At 58.0% G+C, this 18,608-nt stretch carries 15 protein-coding genes; 3 read left to right on the forward strand and 12 right to left on the reverse strand.

Going from position 1 to position 18,608, the window contains the following annotated elements; genetic code table 11:
- Window positions 1-306: 306 nt before the first annotated feature.
- The 3 genes from glnA to ntrC all read left to right on the forward strand — a co-directional run bounded on the left by glnA (window position 307) and on the right by ntrC (window position 4,756).
- On the forward strand, window positions 307-1,722 hold the full coding sequence (gene glnA / locus HV670_RS19075) for a type I glutamate--ammonia ligase (RefSeq protein ID WP_175106435.1): 1,416 nt from the start codon (window positions 307-309) through the stop codon (window positions 1,720-1,722).
- A 262-nt stretch (window positions 1,723-1,984) separates the two neighbouring features.
- Window positions 1,985-3,115, forward strand: a complete 1,131-nt coding sequence (gene glnL, locus HV670_RS19080) for a nitrogen regulation protein NR(II) (RefSeq protein ID WP_175106436.1) — start codon at window positions 1,985-1,987, stop codon at window positions 3,113-3,115.
- Between the two features lie 84 nt (window positions 3,116-3,199).
- Window positions 3,200-4,756, forward strand: coding sequence for a nitrogen regulation protein NR(I) (gene ntrC, locus HV670_RS19085; RefSeq protein WP_175106437.1), 1,557 nt, complete (start codon window positions 3,200-3,202; stop codon window positions 4,754-4,756).
- Window positions 4,757-5,167: 411 nt separating this feature from the next.
- Here the strand turns inward: ntrC and lysC are convergent, their stop codons facing one another.
- The 12 genes from lysC to HV670_RS19140 all read right to left on the reverse strand — a co-directional run bounded on the left by lysC (window position 5,168) and on the right by HV670_RS19140 (window position 18,594).
- Window positions 5,168-5,455: an Rz1-like lysis system protein LysC gene (gene lysC, locus HV670_RS32265; RefSeq protein ID WP_425511443.1), complete on the reverse strand. Its 288-nt coding sequence runs from the start codon at window positions 5,453-5,455 to the stop codon at window positions 5,168-5,170.
- A complete protein-coding gene (locus HV670_RS19090; protein WP_175106438.1) occupies window positions 5,445-5,804 on the reverse strand; it encodes a hypothetical protein in 360 nt (119 codons plus the stop codon). The genes lysC and HV670_RS19090 overlap by 11 nt, the downstream gene beginning before the upstream one ends.
- Window positions 5,805-6,073: 269 nt before the next feature.
- Window positions 6,074-6,406 carry a hypothetical protein gene (locus HV670_RS19095; RefSeq protein ID WP_175106439.1) on the reverse strand — a complete coding sequence of 111 codons (333 nt, stop codon included), beginning with the start codon at window positions 6,404-6,406 and terminating at the stop codon, window positions 6,074-6,076.
- Window positions 6,407-7,532: 1,126 nt separating this feature from the next.
- Window positions 7,533-11,420 (reverse strand): TipJ family phage tail tip protein, encoded by a 3,888-nt coding sequence (locus HV670_RS19100; RefSeq protein ID WP_175106440.1) that lies wholly within the window; start codon window positions 11,418-11,420, stop codon window positions 7,533-7,535.
- Window positions 11,420-11,935, reverse strand: a complete 516-nt coding sequence (locus tag HV670_RS19105) for a tail assembly protein (RefSeq protein WP_343054467.1) — start codon at window positions 11,933-11,935, stop codon at window positions 11,420-11,422. Before HV670_RS19105 ends, HV670_RS19100 begins: the two co-directional genes overlap by 1 nt.
- A gap of 17 nt (window positions 11,936-11,952) precedes the next feature.
- Window positions 11,953-12,726 (reverse strand): C40 family peptidase, encoded by a 774-nt coding sequence (locus HV670_RS19110; RefSeq protein WP_175106471.1) that lies wholly within the window; start codon window positions 12,724-12,726, stop codon window positions 11,953-11,955.
- Entirely contained in the window at window positions 12,726-13,400 is a 675-nt protein-coding gene (locus tag HV670_RS19115; protein ID WP_175106473.1) for a phage minor tail protein L, read from the reverse strand. Before HV670_RS19115 ends, HV670_RS19110 begins: the two co-directional genes overlap by 1 nt.
- Window positions 13,401-13,429: 29 nt before the next feature.
- The gene (locus HV670_RS19120) at window positions 13,430-14,731 is read right to left on the reverse strand and encodes a hypothetical protein (protein WP_175106441.1); all 1,302 of its coding nucleotides are present in this window, start codon (window positions 14,729-14,731) and stop codon (window positions 13,430-13,432) included.
- Window positions 14,728-15,069 (reverse strand): phage tail protein, encoded by a 342-nt coding sequence (locus HV670_RS19125; protein WP_175106474.1) that lies wholly within the window; start codon window positions 15,067-15,069, stop codon window positions 14,728-14,730. Before HV670_RS19125 ends, HV670_RS19120 begins: the two co-directional genes overlap by 4 nt.
- A gap of 16 nt (window positions 15,070-15,085) precedes the next feature.
- On the reverse strand, window positions 15,086-17,887 hold the full coding sequence (locus tag HV670_RS19130; protein ID WP_175106442.1) for a phage tail length tape measure family protein: 2,802 nt from the start codon (window positions 17,885-17,887) through the stop codon (window positions 15,086-15,088).
- The gene (locus HV670_RS19135) at window positions 17,877-18,281 is read right to left on the reverse strand and encodes an HK97-gp10 family putative phage morphogenesis protein (protein ID WP_175106443.1); all 405 of its coding nucleotides are present in this window, start codon (window positions 18,279-18,281) and stop codon (window positions 17,877-17,879) included. Before HV670_RS19135 ends, HV670_RS19130 begins: the two co-directional genes overlap by 11 nt.
- Entirely contained in the window at window positions 18,244-18,594 is a 351-nt protein-coding gene (locus HV670_RS19140; RefSeq protein ID WP_175106444.1) for a phage tail assembly protein T, read from the reverse strand. The genes HV670_RS19135 and HV670_RS19140 overlap by 38 nt, the downstream gene beginning before the upstream one ends.
- Between the last annotated feature and the right edge of the window lie 14 nt (window positions 18,595-18,608).

Genomic DNA, 18,608 nt, shown 5'->3' on the forward strand with positions numbered 1-18,608 from the left:
CGGTGCTCCTGTGGATTCATGAGCTTTCCTGGTGCGGGATATGGCGGTCGGAGGGGAGGATGCATTAAAGTGGTGCCTTTGCAGCATTGCCGTGCAGCGGAGTCCGCTGACGGCGGGCAGCGGACCCTGTACGATACCTTCGCGCAAGCTGGTGAAAATACTCTGCAAGTTGTTGTCCGGGCGCAGGCCGGGTGATGCTTGGCATGGTATGTGCTTTTTTAATACGTCCAGCTAGCGCGGCAGCAAAACGTATGGATTCGGGCGGCGCAGGCCGCCTTTCTATTGAGAGTGATACAGGAGATTGGTATGAGCAAATCCGTGGCCGACGTCATTCAGCTCGTCAAGGACGAGGACGTCAAGTTTGTCGACTTCCGTTTTACGGATACGCGCGGCAAAGAACAGCACGTCTCGGTACCGGTGTCAGCGTTTGACGAAGACAAGTTTGAAAGCGGCCATGCATTTGACGGTTCGTCGATCGCCGGATGGAAGGGTATCGAGGCATCGGACATGCTGTTGTTGCCGGACCCGAACACCGCTTACGTCGATCCGTTTTATGAAGAATCGACGCTCGTGCTGAGCTGCGACGTGATCGAGCCGTCGGACGGCAAGGGATATGAACGCGATCCGCGCTCGCTCGCGCGTCGCGCCGAGGCGTATCTGAAGAGCACAGGCCTGGGCGACACCGCCTTCTTCGGTCCGGAACCCGAATTTTTCATTTTCGACTCGGTCCAGTGGTCGTCGGACATGTCGGGCAGCTTCGTGAAGATCAATTCCGAAGAAGCACCGTGGTCGTCGGGCAAGGAATTCGAACACGGCAACACGGGTCATCGTCCGGGCACGAAGGGCGGCTACTTCCCGGTAGCGCCGGTCGACCAGTTCCAGGATATCCGTTCGGAAATGTGCCTGTTGCTCGAACAAATCGGCATTCCGGTCGAAGTGCATCACCACGAAGTCGCGGGCCAGGGCCAGAACGAAATCGGCACGAAGTTCTCGACGCTGCTGCAACGCGCCGACTGGACGCAGCAACTGAAGTACATCGTCCACAACGTCGCGCACACCTACGGCAAGACGGCGACGTTCATGCCGAAGCCGGTGGTCGGCGACAACGGTTCGGGCATGCACGTTCACCAGTCGATCTGGAAGGATGGTCAGAACCTGTTCGCAGGCAACGGCTATGCGGGCCTGTCTGAATTCGCGTTGTTCTACATCGGCGGGATCATCAAGCACGCGCGCGCGCTGAACGCAATCACGAACCCGACCACGAACTCGTACAAGCGACTCGTGCCGGGCTTCGAAGCACCGGTCAAGCTGGCCTACTCGGCACGCAACCGCTCGGCTTCGATCCGTATTCCGCACGTGTCGAACCCGAAGGGCCGCCGTATCGAAACGCGTTTCCCGGACCCGATGGCGAACCCGTACCTGTCGTTCTCGGCGCTGATGATGGCCGGTCTCGATGGTGTGCAGAACAAGATTCATCCGGGCGAAGCCGCGGACAAGAATCTGTACGATCTGCCGCCGGAAGAAGACGCGAAGATCCCGACCGTGTGCTCGAGCCTCGATCAGGCGCTCGAATACCTGGACAAGGATCGCGAGTTCCTGACGCGCGGTGGTGTGTTCACCGACGGCATGATCGATGCGTACATCGCGCTGAAGATGGAAGAAGTCACGCGTTTCCGCATGACGACGCATCCGATCGAATTCGAAATGTACTACTCGCTGTAAGCCACGCTGTCGATGGTGGCGGAAACCGGCTCCGTCTTGCCGGTTTCCGCTTGCAGCACGGGGGACGGCAGTGCCGTCCCTTTTTTGTCCGTGAGAGCCTAACAAAATGAAAGCTTGGCCTGTCCGGGGATGGTGCGGGCACCGGTCGCGAGCGGTCAGTGGCACGACGCAAGCTTACGCCGCGGCCACCGTGTGGTGTGGGTACACGAATGTCTGGGGTTGCCGGCCAGACTCATTTTGTCAGTGTCTTTAGGATGATCAGATGGGACTGAAAGACCTGATGAAGTCCAAGCGTAGCGAGAGTCAGTCGCGCGATGCCTTACTCGCGCAGTCGCCGCTGCTCCCCGGACTCGAAGCCCTGCCGACCGCCGTACTGGTGATCGAGCGGCACACCTTGAAAGTCGTGTTCGCGAATGCCGTCGCCGAGGCGCTGCTCGACATGTCGCGGCGCCAGTTGTCGCAGATGTCTTGGCCCGACCTCTTCAACAACTCCGACGAACTGATCGAGACGATCGACGCGATTGCGGATAGCCGTTTCAATGCGACGCATCTCGATGCTTCGCTCGAACGCGCGGGACACGAGCCCCTGCATGTCCATGCGATCGTCGGTTATCTCGAAGTATTGCCCGACTTCGTGCTGCTCGAGCTGTTCGAGAACGAGCAACAGTTGCGCACCGACCGCGAGGAACGCATCCACGATCTCACGGCCGTCAACAAGCAGCTGATCCGCAATCTTGCGCACGAGATCAAGAATCCGCTCGGAGGTATCCGGGGCGCGGCACAGCTGCTCGAGTTCGAACTCGGCGATGCGCGCGATCTGCGCGAGTACACGCAGGTCATCATCAAAGAATCGGACCGCCTGCAGACGCTCGTCGATCGCCTGCTCGAACCGCACCGTTATCCGCATATCGTCGGCGACGTGAATATCCATGAGGTCTGCGAACGGGTGAGGGCGCTGATTCTTGCCGAGTTTCCACGCGGGCTGACGATCGAGCGCGACTACGACGTGAGCGTGCCCGAATTGCGCGGCGACAAGGAACAGTTGATCCAGACGATTCTGAACATCGTGCGCAACGCTGCGGAAGCGCTCAAGGAACGTATTGCCTCGGGCGATGCGCGGATTGACTTGCGGACGCGGATCGCACGCAACGTGACGATCTCGAAGCAACGACACAAGCTGGCATTGGACTTGCATATCGTTGATAACGGCCCCGGGATTCCCGAGAACATCCGCGACCGCATCTTCTATCCGCTGGTAAGCGGACGCGAAGATGGCAGCGGACTGGGGCTCACACTTGCCCAGACTTTTGTGCACCAGCATGAGGGTCTGATTGAATGCGAGAGCAGGCCTGGACGAACGGAATTCCAGATCCTGCTGCCGCTTACGCCGTAGTCGACGTGTACGTGCTGGGCGTATTGGCCGCCTGCTCATCGTGCTTGAACCGCTGCGCTCCCAAGAACTTCAGCTGACCGATATATGAAGCCGATCTGGATAGTGGACGACGATGAATCGATCCGTTGGGTGCTTGAAAAGGCACTTGCCCGCGAGAATTTCGCGACCCGCAGTTTCTCGAACTCGCGTGAAGCCCTGACCGCGTTCGAACACGAAACGCCTCAGGCCCTGGTCTCCGATATCCGGATGCCCGGCGGCTCGGGTTTTGAATTGCTCGAGACCGTACGTGAGAGGTGGCCCGGTATCCCCGTCATCATCATGACGGCATTCTCCGACCTTGACAGTGCCGTCGCGGCTTTCCAGGGCGGTGCATTCGAATATCTCGCCAAGCCCTTCGATATCGACAAAGCGGTCGAGCTGATTCAGCGCGCGGTCGAGGAGAGTCTGCGCGGCGAGCATGCCTACGAAGAGCGGCTCAATGAGACGCCGGAGATGCTCGGCCAGGCGAGTGCGATGCAGGATATGTTCCGGGCGATCGGGCGCCTGTCGAACTCGAGTGCGACCGTGCTGATCACCGGCGAATCGGGCACGGGCAAGGAGCTCGTGGCGCGCGCGCTGCATCGGCATAGCCCGCGCGCGACGGGTCCGTTCATCGCGTTGAACACTGCGGCGATCCCGAAGGACTTGCTTGAATCCGAACTGTTCGGTCATGAGCGGGGCGCCTTCACGGGCGCGCAGGCCATGCGGCAGGGCCGCTTCGAGCAAGCCGAGAACGGTACCTTGTTCCTCGATGAAATCGGTGACATGCCGTTCGATCTGCAGACACGTCTGTTGCGCGTGCTGTCCGATGGACAGTTCTATCGCGTGGGTGGTCACAACCCCTTGCGCGCCAACGTGCGGGTGATCGCGGCGACCCATCAGAATCTTGAACAGCGTGTGCGCCAGGGCATGTTCCGCGAGGACTTGTATCACCGGCTCAATGTGATCCGTCTGAGGCTGCCGGCCTTGCGTGAGCGCAACGAAGACATTCCGCTGCTGACGCGCCACTTCTTGCAGAAGAGCGCGCGCGACCTGGGTGTCGAGCCCAAGCGCGTATCTGACGAGGCACTGGCTTTTCTCGCGTCGCTGTCGTTTCCTGGCAATGTTCGCCAGCTCGAAAACCTGTGCAACTGGCTGACCGTGATGGCGCCGGCACAGACGATCGAAGTCAAGGACCTGCCGACCGATTTGCTTCCGACCGCTGAGAATGACTCGATGGCGCAGCTGAGCGGCGAGGGGACCACGCTGCCGGCGGCTGGAACTCCGACGGTGGCAGAGGGCGGTGCCGTGCTGGGCGGACCTGCGGGCGGCGTCGCTGCGGCCAGTACCGTGCCGGGTGCGGGAGCACAGTATTCGCGTGGTGGGGGGCGAGCCGACGCTGCCGCCCAGGGTTGGGAAAGCGGCTTGCGCGTGGAAGTCGCACGCTTGCTTCGCGAGCAGTCAGCCGATGTGATGGACGCCCTGACACGCCGTTTCGAAGCCGCTGTGATTCTCGAAGCGCTCGATTTCACGCGCGGCCGCAAGGTCGAGGCCGCGGAGCGTCTCGGAATCGGCCGGAACACGATCACGCGCAAGATCCAGGAGCTGAACTTAGAACCCTAATAAGTTCATTTAAAATCAATAACTTAAAAGGTTGATGCGGGCGCGCGTAACTATCGCGTGGTACAGAATGTCCCCGGCATACCGGGGACGAAGATTAGCGCAAACGCAGTCGCCCAGCGCCTACCGCCGTCAAATGGTCTACGAGGTATGCCAGCGGCTCGGCGTTGTTCGACAGAGGGTCAATACCGCATTGCTGCAGGATGACTGCGGCGGCGTGTACAGCCTCGTGTACGAGCGTCAGGAGCTTTCCATCGAATACACCTACCACGCAGTCCACCCGCTTACCCGCGTCGAACGCTCCGCATAGCCCGCGTGCAGAGTACTCCTTGCTGGCCCGGAGCGCGTGAAACTCCTCTACGGTGTTCGTGAATACAACGCGCATTCCGTAGGGCGGCACAACGTAGGTGCGCCTCACTTCTGCGGTGTCGGAGTGGTGGCCGTAGCCCCAGCTTTCCAAGCCCGTAGTGCGGCCTTGTCCGACCAGTCGCAGGACTCCACCACGTTCCGCTCATTGACAATCCCAAGCATGAGACCGTTCACGGTGTTGTCTGCGGGGCGCGGGGCGTGATTGCAGTCCTGCAGGAGGTCATCCGGTGGCGTGAGCACCTGTACCGTGTTCTTGGGGACCGGAACGATACCGCATCCGGACATACAAGCAGAGGCGGCCAGTAGGACAAGGATGATGAGGCTATTGCGCATTGTCGCTCCCGTAGATTGCCTGCCAGTACGATTCAGGAACGACCGTGGAGGCTACGGCGGGGCTCGCTGCGACCGCTGAGGCGAGGCGGGTTACAGCGGCGTGGTGGGTCACCTTGGCGGACGCCTGGGCTCCGGACGCTGCGGTCAGTGCCGCTTGTAGTCCGCTCGCCTCCTGAAGTGCTGCGGCGGTGTTCGCAGCCTCTCTCGCGTTATCTGCCTGCAGAGTTTGAATCTGCGATTTCTGGGCTAGGTTGTGCTCGTAGGCTGCGTAGGCGCCTACTGCGGCCCCAGCCAACAGGAATAGGCCCAAGGCCACAGCAATTAGCTTTGCTTCGAGGGTGGCAAACATTAATCCTCCTTCATAGGCGTAGGCTGATTACCGAGCTTTCGCCAGAGCGACCAATCCTTGTTGAACAGCCCGCGCTTAACCGCGACTGTGACGCGCCAGAATCGCGGCAGTGCTCCCCATAGATAGACCAAGGTGAGTACAAAGCCCGCCGCTGAAACAATAGTGCTGAACTGGAATGACGCGACCGAGACAGCCGCGCTTGTGATTATGTTGGTGCCTGACGCGGATTCCGCGACGGACGAGGCGTGAGAGAAAATTCCCATTTATTCCTAGGTAGTAGTCGGTGCATCCGCTTCAATCATGGTGCCACCAGCAAAGGTGTAGCGATTAGGTGCAATACCGGAGGTAGGTTGATCCGGGGCTGCCTCGATAAGCATCTGTTCACACCATTGAAATGGATCGGTCGAATCCGGCAATCCGGAAATTTGAATCTGCTGCGTATATAGCGGAAGCTTGCCCGCTGTCTTGGTATCAGCGCTTACGTATGAACCAATCGTAGCCACGGAACTTAAGCTAGCCTTGTCCAGCGTAATTTGGCTTACCTCGTGATAACTCGCGGGTGCGCCTGTAGTCGGCACAACGTAGGGTAGAGAAAAGGGCATACGTACTCCAGGGATAATAGATCGCTATACGATTCCGGTTACGTCTGCGACCAAAAATTGATAGTTAAAACAGCTACCGTAAGCTGTCGTTTGATTGGTGGCCGTGAAGGGAGTCGTGTCGTATTGGACGAATGCTTGAACGGGTCCCGGTGTTTGACCGAATCCACATATGGGCATCTGGATTTGTCCCGGGTCAGTCTGAAACATTCCCGGGTATAGGTACGTGGTTAGGTTCCCGTTCCCCACCACGCCACCGGAGTAAGCAAGCAGCGGCCCCATTGCCCCAACTACAGCGAACTTATGTGCGGGGTCTGTCGGGAAAATAATGTTAGTCGGACGGGTTACTGTGCTGTTGTATACGTACGCGTTTGGGTCTAAGTTTGCGATATTGCCGGAATATGCCCCGGATATAAGCAACGGTGCGCTATTAGCATCAAAAACTAGGACGCCGGATTCGTTGAATACCTGCAGCCCAAAGTTACTGGCGGTAGGAGTGGCGGTATCGAAAGATAGGAGCGTGACCACTTGACCTACGAACGCGCATAATACTTGTACCGTCCAGTTCCCCGCGTTGTCTGTCTGCGTGCTCTTGATTACTGACGGGTTGCCAGGGGAATACAGGGCGAATACGGGACTACTCGCGCGTACGTTAAAGGTAGCGATAGGCAGAATCCCCGTGTACGATCCTTGGGGATTACTCCCAATGTACACGGACGTATAAATAGCATCGGCCGATTGACTAGACCGCAATTGCATATTTGAGTACGTACCGTCTATCTGAAATAAATCCCCCTCATTCCATACTTGAAGTCCTGCGCTCATTACCAGATTCCATAGATAGCCCACCCATTCTTTACGGCAGGAGCCGCGAGGCCCCCGCCTGCGGCCGGATACGTCCAAGACATCACCGTTCCGGAAAACGTGATTGTGGGGGAGATGATCTGGCCGCCTACTGTGCCGAAAATCTCAGACGGGCTGAAAGACACAAAGGGTGTTCCTTGCGCAAGGGCCGCATTTATTAATGACCCTGCACCGTTGATAAACACAGCGCCTAAGACGCGGCCCAGCCGGTGCGGAGTATCCATAACGATACGACCGTCCGGGCCGAACACTTGCAGCCCCGCCATTACCAGAGCCCCAGACGGACGCGTAGAACGTTATTGGCGTCATACACGGCCAGCGTTCCACCGACGAGCGTAAGTCTTTGATAGCCAGTCCCCGGAGGACCGTTCAATGTAATCCCTCCTGATTTGCTGATAATCCAGCTAGGCTGCCCCAGGTCGTTAGTAGTGGTGGACTGGATCGTGTCCCCAATCATCCCATTGGTAATCCAAGCCGTACCAATCATTGCTTGGCTTAGGAGCACCTGCCCACCCTGAATGACAAACGGGGAGATAGCGGCGGGGCCGTTCGGATCAACCACAGAGAACCGGCTGGCGGAGATGATTACCTGCGATTCCAATATGCCGGAATCGTTGTCTACGCCGATGCCGATGCCAGCTATGTACGTTTGGCCGTTGGCCGTAACCTGAGTCTTGATCTGATAGGACGCGGAGACACGGCCGTTAATGTCCGCGTAGCTCGCAGCATTGGTTTGCACCGCTGCTGTGTTGTCGGCTACTTGGGCTTGGACATCCGTGATTACGGCTGCTGCTGCACTGTCCGCGTCTACACGGGCCTGGGTTTCCGTTTGCACAGCGGCCAGCATCGAGGATGTAGCCGTAGTGATTTGGGCCGTTACCGTGTTGACTTGATCGGCCAAGGCCAAATCTGCTTCCGCCCGAGCGGACTGCTCGGACCACAGCCCTGCATACACGGTAGTAGCGCCCGCGAAGTCGCTCGGATCGCCTGCCATCTCTGGAATTACTATCTGCGCGGAGAGGGAATCAATCTGCGTTGCTAGAGAACTATCTGCGGCGGCGCGAGTAGATGCCTCACTAGTGATAGCTGAGTTAGCCGCGTCTACCCTAGACGACAGGGCATTTGTAGCGGTTACTTGCGCGGAGTCCGCATTAGTTCGGGCGGTCTGCTCCGCCGTGATAGCAGCGGTGTTAGCGCCCGTGGTTGTACTGAGGGTGTCAATCCGCGAACCTAATGCCGAATCCGCATTAGTTCTAGCTGTGGTCTCCGTACCGATTGCCGCTGCGTTGGCACCTGTGGAAGCTACAACGGTATCGATCCTAGAACCTAACGCCGTATCCGCCGTAGTGCGTGCAGTAGTCTCCGCTTGAATAGCCGCCACATTAGAGCCTGTGGTAGCCGTTACGGTGTCGATACGCTGACCTAGTGCCGTGTCAGCAGCAGTCCGCGCGGTAGTCTCATTGGTTACAGCCGTACCTCTGGCCGTAGCTTCTGCAAGTATCGCAGCCGCGCGCGTGGTTGCCTCCGCGTTTATAGCTGCCACCCGGTCTGTAGTCTCTTGCGTAATAGCCGATTGAGCAGCCGCTACGCTAGTTTGCAATCCCGGGATAGACTCGATAGGAGAGAGCAAATCCTGGGAAAGCTGGGTAGCTGTGATTTGCCCGGTAAGGTAGCCCAAAATAGCGTCTGCATCTGCGCTGCTTGAGCCCGCAATACCAGCATCGGTTATCGCCGGATAGAACGCCCCTACGTTGCCCGTGGTATCAATAAGCCGCGCCCAGAAGAACAACTTGTAGCCGGACGAAAGTCCGAGCAACGAGGTTGAGCTAGTAGGGTAGGAGAACTGACCAAGGGAGACAGCAGTAGAGAAATCGGAGGTGTGGCTGTAATAGACTTCCGTGTACGCCGTGTCTCCAGCGTTCGGCGGAAATGACCACCCGACTTGCACCGAGAAGACAAGGGCTGTACTGGCGGCGAGACTCGTAACAACGGGAGGTGCACCTGTCTTACCTGCAAGCTGCGTGAGCGTGGAGTAAGCGTAGGGCGACGTGATACCCATTGCGTTGATAGCGCAAACACGGGCCAGATACGACCCGCTGTAGATGCCGGGAATGTCCATCGATAGGCCGCCCGTGGTTCCGGCTACGACCCAATCCCCGTTATCCTTCTGCCATTGAACCGTATACCCGACAGCGTTTGGCGCGGCCGTCCAGTAGATGTACATATCCGTCTTGGCGATACCCTGGTCAATCACAATATTCTGAGTGACCGTGACACCCGTAGGCGGAGTCTGTACCGTAAGCGTGCTACCAGTGATCGGCCGCACGTCGATAGCGGCGCCTGTGTCGATAGCTGCGTACTTGCTGGGCTCGTACTGAGTGCCTGTTACCTCGAATGCGATACCGCCCTTATCAGCCACGGTAGAGACGCGGAATAGCTGCGCCTGCAAGGTTGAACTTTCGATCATCCATACGGCATTAGCTACCGGCTGTGAGGAGAACGGGCTACCTACCGTGATTACTGCGCCGTTGACTCCGCCGATTGGCTGTTTCTCTGGAACCCCGGTGGGCATCATGACGGTAAGCGTATCGCCTACCTTTGCCTCTGGCAGCGCACGGTCCAAGGTGATTTGATTCGTGCCGCTTACCGCACGTATACGACCGCCAATACGCCGACCAGCGCGAGAAGGATCGGCAACAGCCACAATCTGGCCCGGCTGTGCGACCGTACCATCTAAGCCAAGCTCGATAGTAACAACCTGCGTTTCGTACCGCGAGGTAAGCAGCGTCCAATGCCCGACACGTTGAGCCTGCCCCCGGCTTGTGCAGCCGAACGCGACTAGCTCCGCTTGGTTGATCCCGTAGCGAGCTACACCGTCCGCGTCCTCTACATATTCGACCGCTTGTTGATAGGCGTTCTGCGGGTCATTCCACGTAACCTGTGCGGCCGTGTATCGCGTGTTGAGCGAGCTGCCCACGTACTTGAATGCGGCCGTGGTGTTTGCGGCCGTGTAGGTGTACGCGCTGTCGAGCGGCATATCAGCCGTAGCGACAACCTGCCCAGCGGCCCAATAGGCCATGCCACGAAAGACGCTCGCCAAATCCTGCAGCACTTGGAATGCGCCGGCACGGGTAGCTATGTAGCAGTTACAGGCGAAACGGGGCTCCAAGCCACCCATACCGTCTGACACCATGACATCGCAGTACTGCGCAATGGTGTACAACGCGTAACGGTCAATCATCGAAGCATCGACCCACCGGCCAGCCCCATACCGCGTGTTCAACACGAGGTCATAGAAAATCCATGCGGGGTTGTTCGTGTAGCCCGTTACAAAGGTGCCATCCCACGTACCCGCGTAAGTTCTCGTGTCCGGGTTATAGTTGGACGGGTATTTGATTAGCAGGCCCTTCATGTGATACGAGCGCGTGGGCACTGAGGCGAACTGCGACGCGTCCAGCGTCAGGCCGACCACGGCGCTACCCGGATACCGCAACTGCGCATCGATAAGCTCACTGAAGCTCACGATGTTGGTAACGTCTTGAATGTACTCAGACGTGGTATCCGGAGTCGTACGGACCACACGCACTGTGTACAGGGACTTCGCTCCCGCGAGTTCGATTCGGTGCGAGCGTGTGTAGGTAGACGAGGCTTTGCCGTTAAACGACGTGTTGACTACTGTCGTGTATGCGCCGCCGTCTACAGACAATTGGATTTGGTACGCAACCTGATAGCCGGATATGTTTCCGTTGGTCGCGTCCGTCTGTGATAGCGCGTTCACGCTAAGCGTGATGCGCACAGCGTTGATATCCAAATCCGTGAGTGCCTGTACCCACGGTGTCACTTGCTGGAGAACGACCCCTACCTGTGTCTCACTGGCCGAGGACTCAAAGCCGGGGATATACGTTTGGTCTAGGTCGCCTAGGCGCGCATCCAGAGAAGTAACGGTGAAGTTGTTGGAACCGTCCGCGTTCTGTACAACGGTTCCGTTAAAGAATGTCGATTGTGCAAGCGTCGAGCCCAGAGCGGGCCCAAATATAGGACCTTCCGAAATCAGGTCTAGAATTTGTGCCGATGCTGTACTGATAAGACTATCCGGCGCTTCCGTTGGCGTAGTCGTAGACCCGCCCTTACTACCCGTTACTGCTCTCCGCATTAAGTGTCCGTGGCTTGAATTCCTGATGAAATGACCGTGCTGCCAACAACCATCTCGCCGTACAGCAGCGGTACAGGTCCGCCCTGTGTCGTCGTATTCTCAGCACCACTGAAGTAGTAAGATTGAGTCGTGTTGCCGCTACCGTTGGATGCTGTGGCATTGGCCGAGATCATCTGTGAGATTCCACCGAACGCCATAGAGGCGCCCATGAGCATCATTTGACCGCCGTAGGGATTGCCGAAGTACATAGAGACAGCCCCGACTGCTGCCAGGGCTACGCCTGCAATCGTCATCCACAGACCAGCTTTGCGGCCGGTGACAACCGGAGCGATACGGATATCATCTTGGCCGCTGGGGTATTCGAGTTCGGTCTGTGCGAGGTTCCGCTTACCGACAAACACCGCGTACCGCACGCCTCGGTCTTTGCTTGTCATTAGCTCCCGCTCGAAGCCGGGAACCATCGCGATAAGGGCGCGCAGCGCATCCTTTGGAGACCGCACTACAAACCTATGCACGCGGCCAAATTTGTTTCCTAGTGCGCCGTAGAGGCGGATACATCGAACTGTGTCTGTGATAGTTCCTCCTTGTAGCGCAGGATGTGTGTGACGTGATCGCGATAGCGGGGAAGGGAATCACGCCGCGAGGGTGCATTCCACGGGTGATGCAAAATCATATCCGCGCCGAGGTAGACGGCGGCATGATTCGGGACGTTATTGCGGCTGCGGATTTTCATAAGCAGCACGTCGCCGGGTTGCGGTTCGGTATCGAGTCGAAGCGCGGTGAATCCTGCCGCCTCGTAGCCGTCCACGTACAGGCTGCTATGCCCGTCATTCCACCAATGCCCGGAGCGGTCGAAATCACGCAGCACAACCCCGTAAGCCGCACGGTAGTAGCGCCGGATTAGCCCGTAACAATCGTTCGTACCGTGGCTGAACTCGCAGCCGATGAGCGGAGCCTCATAGCCGGTGGGACCGAACTCGCACCAGTCCTCGATAGCAACGGAGCCATCGGCTTGTGCACCGAGACTCACGATTACCCACAGCGGTACACCAGCCGCCTCGCACACGGTTAGATCGGCCTCGCTGGGCCGTGCGTGGTCGCCCGGATGCGAATGGACGATGGCTTGAATGTCCCCAAGCTCCTCCGCGTTCGCATAATCCTCAGGAGCAATGGAAAACGCCTCCGTGGCGGGCTGCGCGATGTTCCTGCAGGGGATGTACTGCCCAGCCACGACAAGCCCGCAGCACTCGGCCGGATAAACCGAGAGTGCATGCTCGGAGATGGCACTCCTAAGATTTGAGTCGATCATAAAGAGCCCGTGAGACCAGCAGAGGGGAACCCGCCAAAGCTGAGAGGTGAATTCGCACCGAACCTGCATTTACAGCCGGATAGCCGCTTGCTGCAGGCGTCCTGCGATGGGTCGGAGGTGGGGAGATTGTTCTTGTCGTAGAACGCAACGCCAGTCCACGCACATTCAATGCCGCGATATTCGAACTGACACAGCGTTGCGACTACCTGCCGTGAGGGGAGCTGCCTACCTGCGAAGTCGAGGATTGAGGACAGCGTGAATTCGACTTGGAGATTATCCTCGCCGGTCTTTTGCTGAATAACCCAAAGCTCTACCGGCATCTCCTCGTCTGGGTCAGCCTCAGGCTGACCGTCGAGATACTTCGATAGGGTCCGGTGCCGCTTTACCTTTGCACCTACAAGATCGCCCAGGGCGATACACAGTGCGGAGATAGAGCCGTCTACGTTACCGACTGTGATAGTAGGCGAGGGCTGGCTAGCGTCGCCCGTTCGTTCGAATCCCGCAGCCGTTACAGGCCACGGGGTATAAGCATTACCTTGCCAAGTGATCGGGCCGGACTGGAGGTGCGCATGAAAGCGGAGTACGTCTCCACCAAATGCGCTAGCGTCCAGTTCGTAAAGCTCAATCAGTTTTCCCGGCTCAAGCTGCTGAATATCAGCAGCGATGCTCAGTTAATGTTCTCCATTTTAATCCGATCTCCTTATCGAACCCGCCGCGCGCGCAGGTTGAAAGTGGCCGTGACAGTGCCAGCGCCCGTGCTAAAGTTTGCGGCAGCGACCCCGTAGATGGTCGTCGGGCCGCTCACGAGGAAGCGCTGGGGAGGTATAGCGAAAATAGGATACTCAATTAGAGACGCGCCATTTGTTACTGCTGCGGCATAGAGCGGCAGAGCCGGTAGAGTCGCTGACACGCTGCTCGCACCTGCGACCGCCTGGGAAATATTTACGGAGGTGCCCGCGAACGCGCATGAGCCACTAACTTCCCAATCTCCGGCGGACAAGACAATACTAGTAGCGTTAATGTTCGTTGCTGTCGTTAGCGCCACTGCTCCCGAGGTCGAGGAAACATATTCGCCAACGCTCCCCGCATTGGCATTGTTGTTCGTGGTTGTGCCGACGATCCCCGCCGTGCTAGACGGCGTGATAGTGCCCGTAGCCTGAAGCGTCGTGAACTTTCCGGATGCGGGAGTCGTACCACCAATTGCCGGAGGGGTAGCAAAATTTAAGTTCCCACTATCGTAGGGGGTGTTGCCGGCGAATACGGGGCGTTGCGAGAAAGAAGTAATCCCGGTCGCCGTGGCAATTGAAATGGGGTTATCGACAATCGCGCCTGCTACGGATCGCTGAATAACGAGGGCGTTCGCCCCGGTTTTTTGGATATTCCATAGCGTCACGCCGTTCGATTGGAAAATAACATTGCTGGTGTTAGATCCACTGGTGTCATTGGCGATTAGCGCTGCGCTAGACGCATTGATAAATGTGTTAGCGGCGAACGAAAAAGCGCCTCCAAGGAAACCAAGGCTGCCATTCCCCGCCGCGACCACACTACCACCCACTGTCAATGTACCGATGACAGACTCGTTATCCGAGTTCGCACGGCCCCGCACTAGCACCGACCACGTATGCACACCGTCCGTATCGAAAATTGCGGACTCACCCGGATTGAGCTTGGACAGCGCTACGGTATCACCCGCGCCCGTGGCTCCGGCCAGCGTCACTACCGTTGCGCCAGTGTTACGCAGATGAATGATGCTGTCCGCCGTGCATAGGGACGCTTGCGGAAGCTGAATAACGCCTGCAGCGGCCAAGCTGATGCTGACCCGGCGACCGACTTGAGCGGGCGTGAGAGCCGAGGCTACCGTAACGGCGGTCGCGGATGTTAGGGCGGCCTGTGTGCCGAGAACTGTAGTGTTCGCGTTGACCTTGGTAAAGGCCGTACGGACAGTATCGCCCTGGCTACCGTCAGAGGCGGCACCAAAGGCGATAGTGCTAAGGGCTGTCAAGGATTGAATACCTCTATGAAAGTAGCTGTCAGCGTGTAGGCGTCGCCGTCTACCGGAGTAATGGCGGAGCTAACAGGGCAGCGGAACAGCCCTTGAGCACGAAGCGGGGGCGTCCATAGGAACGACTGCCATCCACCCGTAGCGTCAAGGAAAGCCTTGATAGCGGCGATGACGGCAGACGGCTTTGTGAAAGTGAGCGGCCAGGAGTCGGATACGTTGTTGATCCCGTCCGCTACAGCTTGCGAGTAACCATCATTGAATTGCGCGGTTCTCGTTTTATATGAAGTAGTCCCAACTACTCCGGGCGTGGGCGCCCAGGTAAATACAGGTGTTGTCAGTGCCCCTCCCGGAGAGTTAGATTCTGTTGCGCCTAATCATGTCCGCGTAGCCCCCTTGGCCGCCCATCTTCTGAGACATGCGCTTGTCAATCATCGATTGGAACTGCGGGGCTAGTGCTACGAGGTCCTGGGGTGTCAGGCCGCCTCCGCCTCCGGAAAGGCTGAGGTGAATAGGCGAACCGCCCGATACGCTTGGGCCTACTGTCTGCGTGCCGACCGACCCGACTACGCCGCCTGTTGCGAAGTGCGCAGCACGACCATTATTAATGCTGTCTAGCAGACTACGGTACTTGTTAGCCTGAGACGCGCGGATGACGTACTCGCCGTTTGAAAGCATGGCGGGGATGCTGTCACTCGTCCCCGTACCCGCTCCTGTGATAGAGCCGCCTGTAGCGTAGTGGCCCACCGAACCGCCTGTACTAAAGCCCGTTGAGTCTGTATTGAACAAGGCGTTAAAAATCTGACTCTCCGCAGCCTTGAGCGCGATCTTGGCTAGGTCGTCCAAGACAGATGTAGCGAATGAGCTGAAACTGAACTTGCCGGTAGTCACGAACGACTCAAGCGCATTGTTCATGTCGTTGAAAGACGCTTGAAACGCGGCGGCTGCGGTCTGTGCATTTGTCTGTGCGGACCCTACAACCGCTAGCGCGGCCTTTTGAAACTGCTCCGAATAGCTCTCTCTTAGCTGCTGCTCTTGCTGCAAGTGCGCCTCAAGCGCGGCGCGCTGGTCCTCGTACGCTTGAGCAGCTACAGCTTTCTCCTGCTGATACTCAAGCTGATCGGCAGCAGGCCCGGAGTACTTCTCCTTCAGTGCGGCAAGTTGCGTCTGGTAATCCTGTACAACCTTAAGCCGCGCGTCGTAATCCGCCTTCTGGTCCGTGCTAAGGAATCGAGTTTTGTACGTGGTGCTGTAGCTGTCTGTCTGCTTGCCCAATACTGAGGCTTCTTGCTCCGAGTACTTCTGTACGTTGCCCGCGCGTACCTGCGCCGACTTCTGCAGAGCTAGCGTGAGTTCCTGATCTACGGCCTTGCGCTGCGAGGTCAAGTCCTGCAGGGTCTTTAGGGCTTCCTGATACGCCGAGGACTCCGGCTTGGCCGCCGCGATATCTACACGCTTCTGCGCGTTCGCAATCTCTTGGTCAATCGCCGTTGCCTGCAAGTCGTGGAGACGCTGCAGGTAAGTCGTGTTGTCAATATAGCCCGCGTCGCGTTGAGCCTTCAGAGCCGTAGCGCTTCGCTTCTCCTCAGCTTCGATGAGCTGGTTAGCCGCGACCATCGATGTGAGACGACCATTGAACGCCTGCGAGTTGTTTTTTGGCTTAGTCTTCTTCGCGTACTCGTCGTTTATCTGCTGGACCGCTGCGTAGTGCTTCTTCAGCGCCGCTTGATAGTCGGCCGATGTCTGCGAAAGGTCCTTAGTAGCCTTGGTGAATGCGGTGTTCTCCGCGTCCAGCTCGTTACCGCGCTTCTCGGACGGAGTAGCGTACTTGTCGTCTCGGAGGTAGCTATCGACGGCTACCTTTGCATCCCCACTCTTTGCACTTGCCTCGCGTGCACGCTGGGCGGAGTTGACCACGGTTTGCTGTTGGCGCAACACATCGAGCTTTTGCATTTCGACGGCGAGCTGTTGCTTGGCCGCATCCACGCTGAAAGAGGAGCCGCCCTGAATCGCTGCAAGTGCCTTTTGCGCAGCCTCAACTTTCGCAAACTGGTCTCCCACTTGCTTATCGATGCTGTCAGGTACGCCGATGTTCGAAATCGCGTTGCGTACGGTAGTAACCGAGTACTTAAGCTGGTTCCACCAATCGAGCACCGCACCCATGTGCGCATTTGCGTCTGCTTCGATAGCGGCGTGCGAATTCGCGAGGTCTCGCATAATCGCGTTGGTAGCGCCCGCCGTATCGCCCAGCTTTACGAAGTTATCTATCTCTTCTACCTGGGCAGCGCTAAACGTGTGGTGCGCGCGCTGATACGAGTCAACCCAGCTCAAGACGTTATCTTGAATCTTCGCCAGCGATTCGGCGGCTTTATCTGTGCCGATGCCGATATCGCTCGCCATTGCTACAGCGGCTTGCGTGGCTAGGCCAAGGTTATCGGCTGTGAATGCACCCGTGGCCGCGACTTGCGCCATCGCATCGCGTACCGTCTTGAGGCTCATGCTGCCGGTCTGCAGCCCGTTCGACATCTCCGCCATCTGCGCGGCAGACAGACCGATAAATCCGCCTGTTGCGTTGATCGCCTTATTGAAAGCGTCAATCTCCGCGTACCCATCGTGCACCATCTTGAAAAACAGTGCGGCCGTGCCCGCCGTCGCAGCAAACGCAAGGCCCAAGGGACTGAGTAGCAGAGCCATCGCATCGATTCGCTCACCGAGCACCATGAGCGAACCGCCAAAGCGGGACCAATTGCCCTGTGATGCCTCATGCGCCAGTACAAGCAGTTCGCGGCGTGCGCCTGATGACGCAAAGCTAAGGTGTTCGGTATGCTCTGCTGCGGATTCAATCTGGCTGATGTACTCGGAGACCGAATCCGCTACGCCGAGCTGCGCGGCCTTGAGCTGCATCATTTGCGCTTGCGTCTTGCCCGCAGCGTCAGCCTGTCGTGAGAGCTGCGAGACGAAATTATTAATTGCCTTTGCGCTGGCCGTCGAGCCGTTATCTGCAGCTTCCGCGATAGCTGCCTGTGCCGCTTGTACGCGGCGGCTTGCCGCGTCTTGTGCTGCGCCGAATGCGGCGGCCGACTTTGCCGCACGGTCTAACTCGGCTGTGTAGCCGGAGGCGTCTGCAGTGACCTTTACCGATGTTTGATTAGCTGCCACTGCTCACAACCTCCTGAATTTGATTAATGACCGCTATCGCGGCTTGCCCCTTCTTTGCTTCGAACGCAGGCCGGATAAAGGGCTTGGCGGCCATCTTTGAGGTGCCGTACTCAAGCAGTCGCGCGTACCAAGCCTTTTGATTGAACGTGACCGAGTAGGTAGCAAGAGCGCCCGTCACGGAGTCCTCCGGGACGTACACAATAAGCAACGACTCTTGTAGATTCCCCGTTCGGAAATGTGGCCACGCGCGCATCAGTATTTCATCGTAGAAAATCCGTGCGCCCGCGAGCGCACCCTGACGTAACGCGGACTCGGAGGTAGCCACGGCCGCGTTACGCAGTACATCGGTCAGCGCCTCAGGGTTTTCTACGGAGAATGAGTTTCTTTTTGCCACTAGCCTTTAGCTCCGCGAGGTTGACACCGAACACACCAGCGGCAACGGCCTCCGGAGGAGGAGCTACAGAGGGTTGTTCCGGTGGGTCGGCCCATTGGAAGAAATCCAGAGGCTTGTAGGGGGTTGAGTCTTTCTTGAGCTGCGGATTGATGACCGATGCAGCGATGGTTCCTGCGCGGATGTCGGCAATGTGGTCTCCGAATGGCTCGATAGAATAGAACGCGATCCACTCCCCAAACTCCGCGCTTGTCATTGAACGCTGCAGCTCGTCAACAGTACGGCCCATTTTTAAAGCCAGCCGGAACCAGAGCATGCGTTCCGGGCTGG

Source organism: Pararobbsia alpina (assembly GCF_902859895.1).
Classification (GTDB): domain Bacteria; phylum Pseudomonadota; class Gammaproteobacteria; order Burkholderiales; family Burkholderiaceae; genus Pararobbsia; species Pararobbsia alpina.

Bases quoted from the DNA above. Each gene is read 5' to 3' on its own strand.
- glnA (WP_175106435.1), top strand. From the start codon at position 307: ATGAGCAAATCCGTGGCCGACGTCATTCAGCTCGTCAAGGACGAGGAC.
- glnL (WP_175106436.1), top strand. From the start codon at position 1,985: ATGGGACTGAAAGACCTGATGAAGTCCAAGCGTAGCGAGAGTCAGTCG.
- ntrC (WP_175106437.1), top strand. From the start codon at position 3,200: ATGAAGCCGATCTGGATAGTGGACGACGATGAATCGATCCGTTGGGTG.
- lysC (WP_425511443.1), bottom strand. From the start codon at position 5,455: ATGCGCAATAGCCTCATCATCCTTGTCCTACTGGCCGCCTCTGCTTGT.
- HV670_RS19090 (WP_175106438.1), bottom strand. From the start codon at position 5,804: ATGTTTGCCACCCTCGAAGCAAAGCTAATTGCTGTGGCCTTGGGCCTA.
- HV670_RS19095 (WP_175106439.1), bottom strand. From the start codon at position 6,406: ATGCCCTTTTCTCTACCCTACGTTGTGCCGACTACAGGCGCACCCGCG.
- HV670_RS19100 (WP_175106440.1), bottom strand. From the start codon at position 11,420: ATGCGGAGAGCAGTAACGGGTAGTAAGGGCGGGTCTACGACTACGCCA.
- HV670_RS19140 (WP_175106444.1), bottom strand. From the start codon at position 18,594: ATGCTCTGGTTCCGGCTGGCTTTAAAAATGGGCCGTACTGTTGACGAG.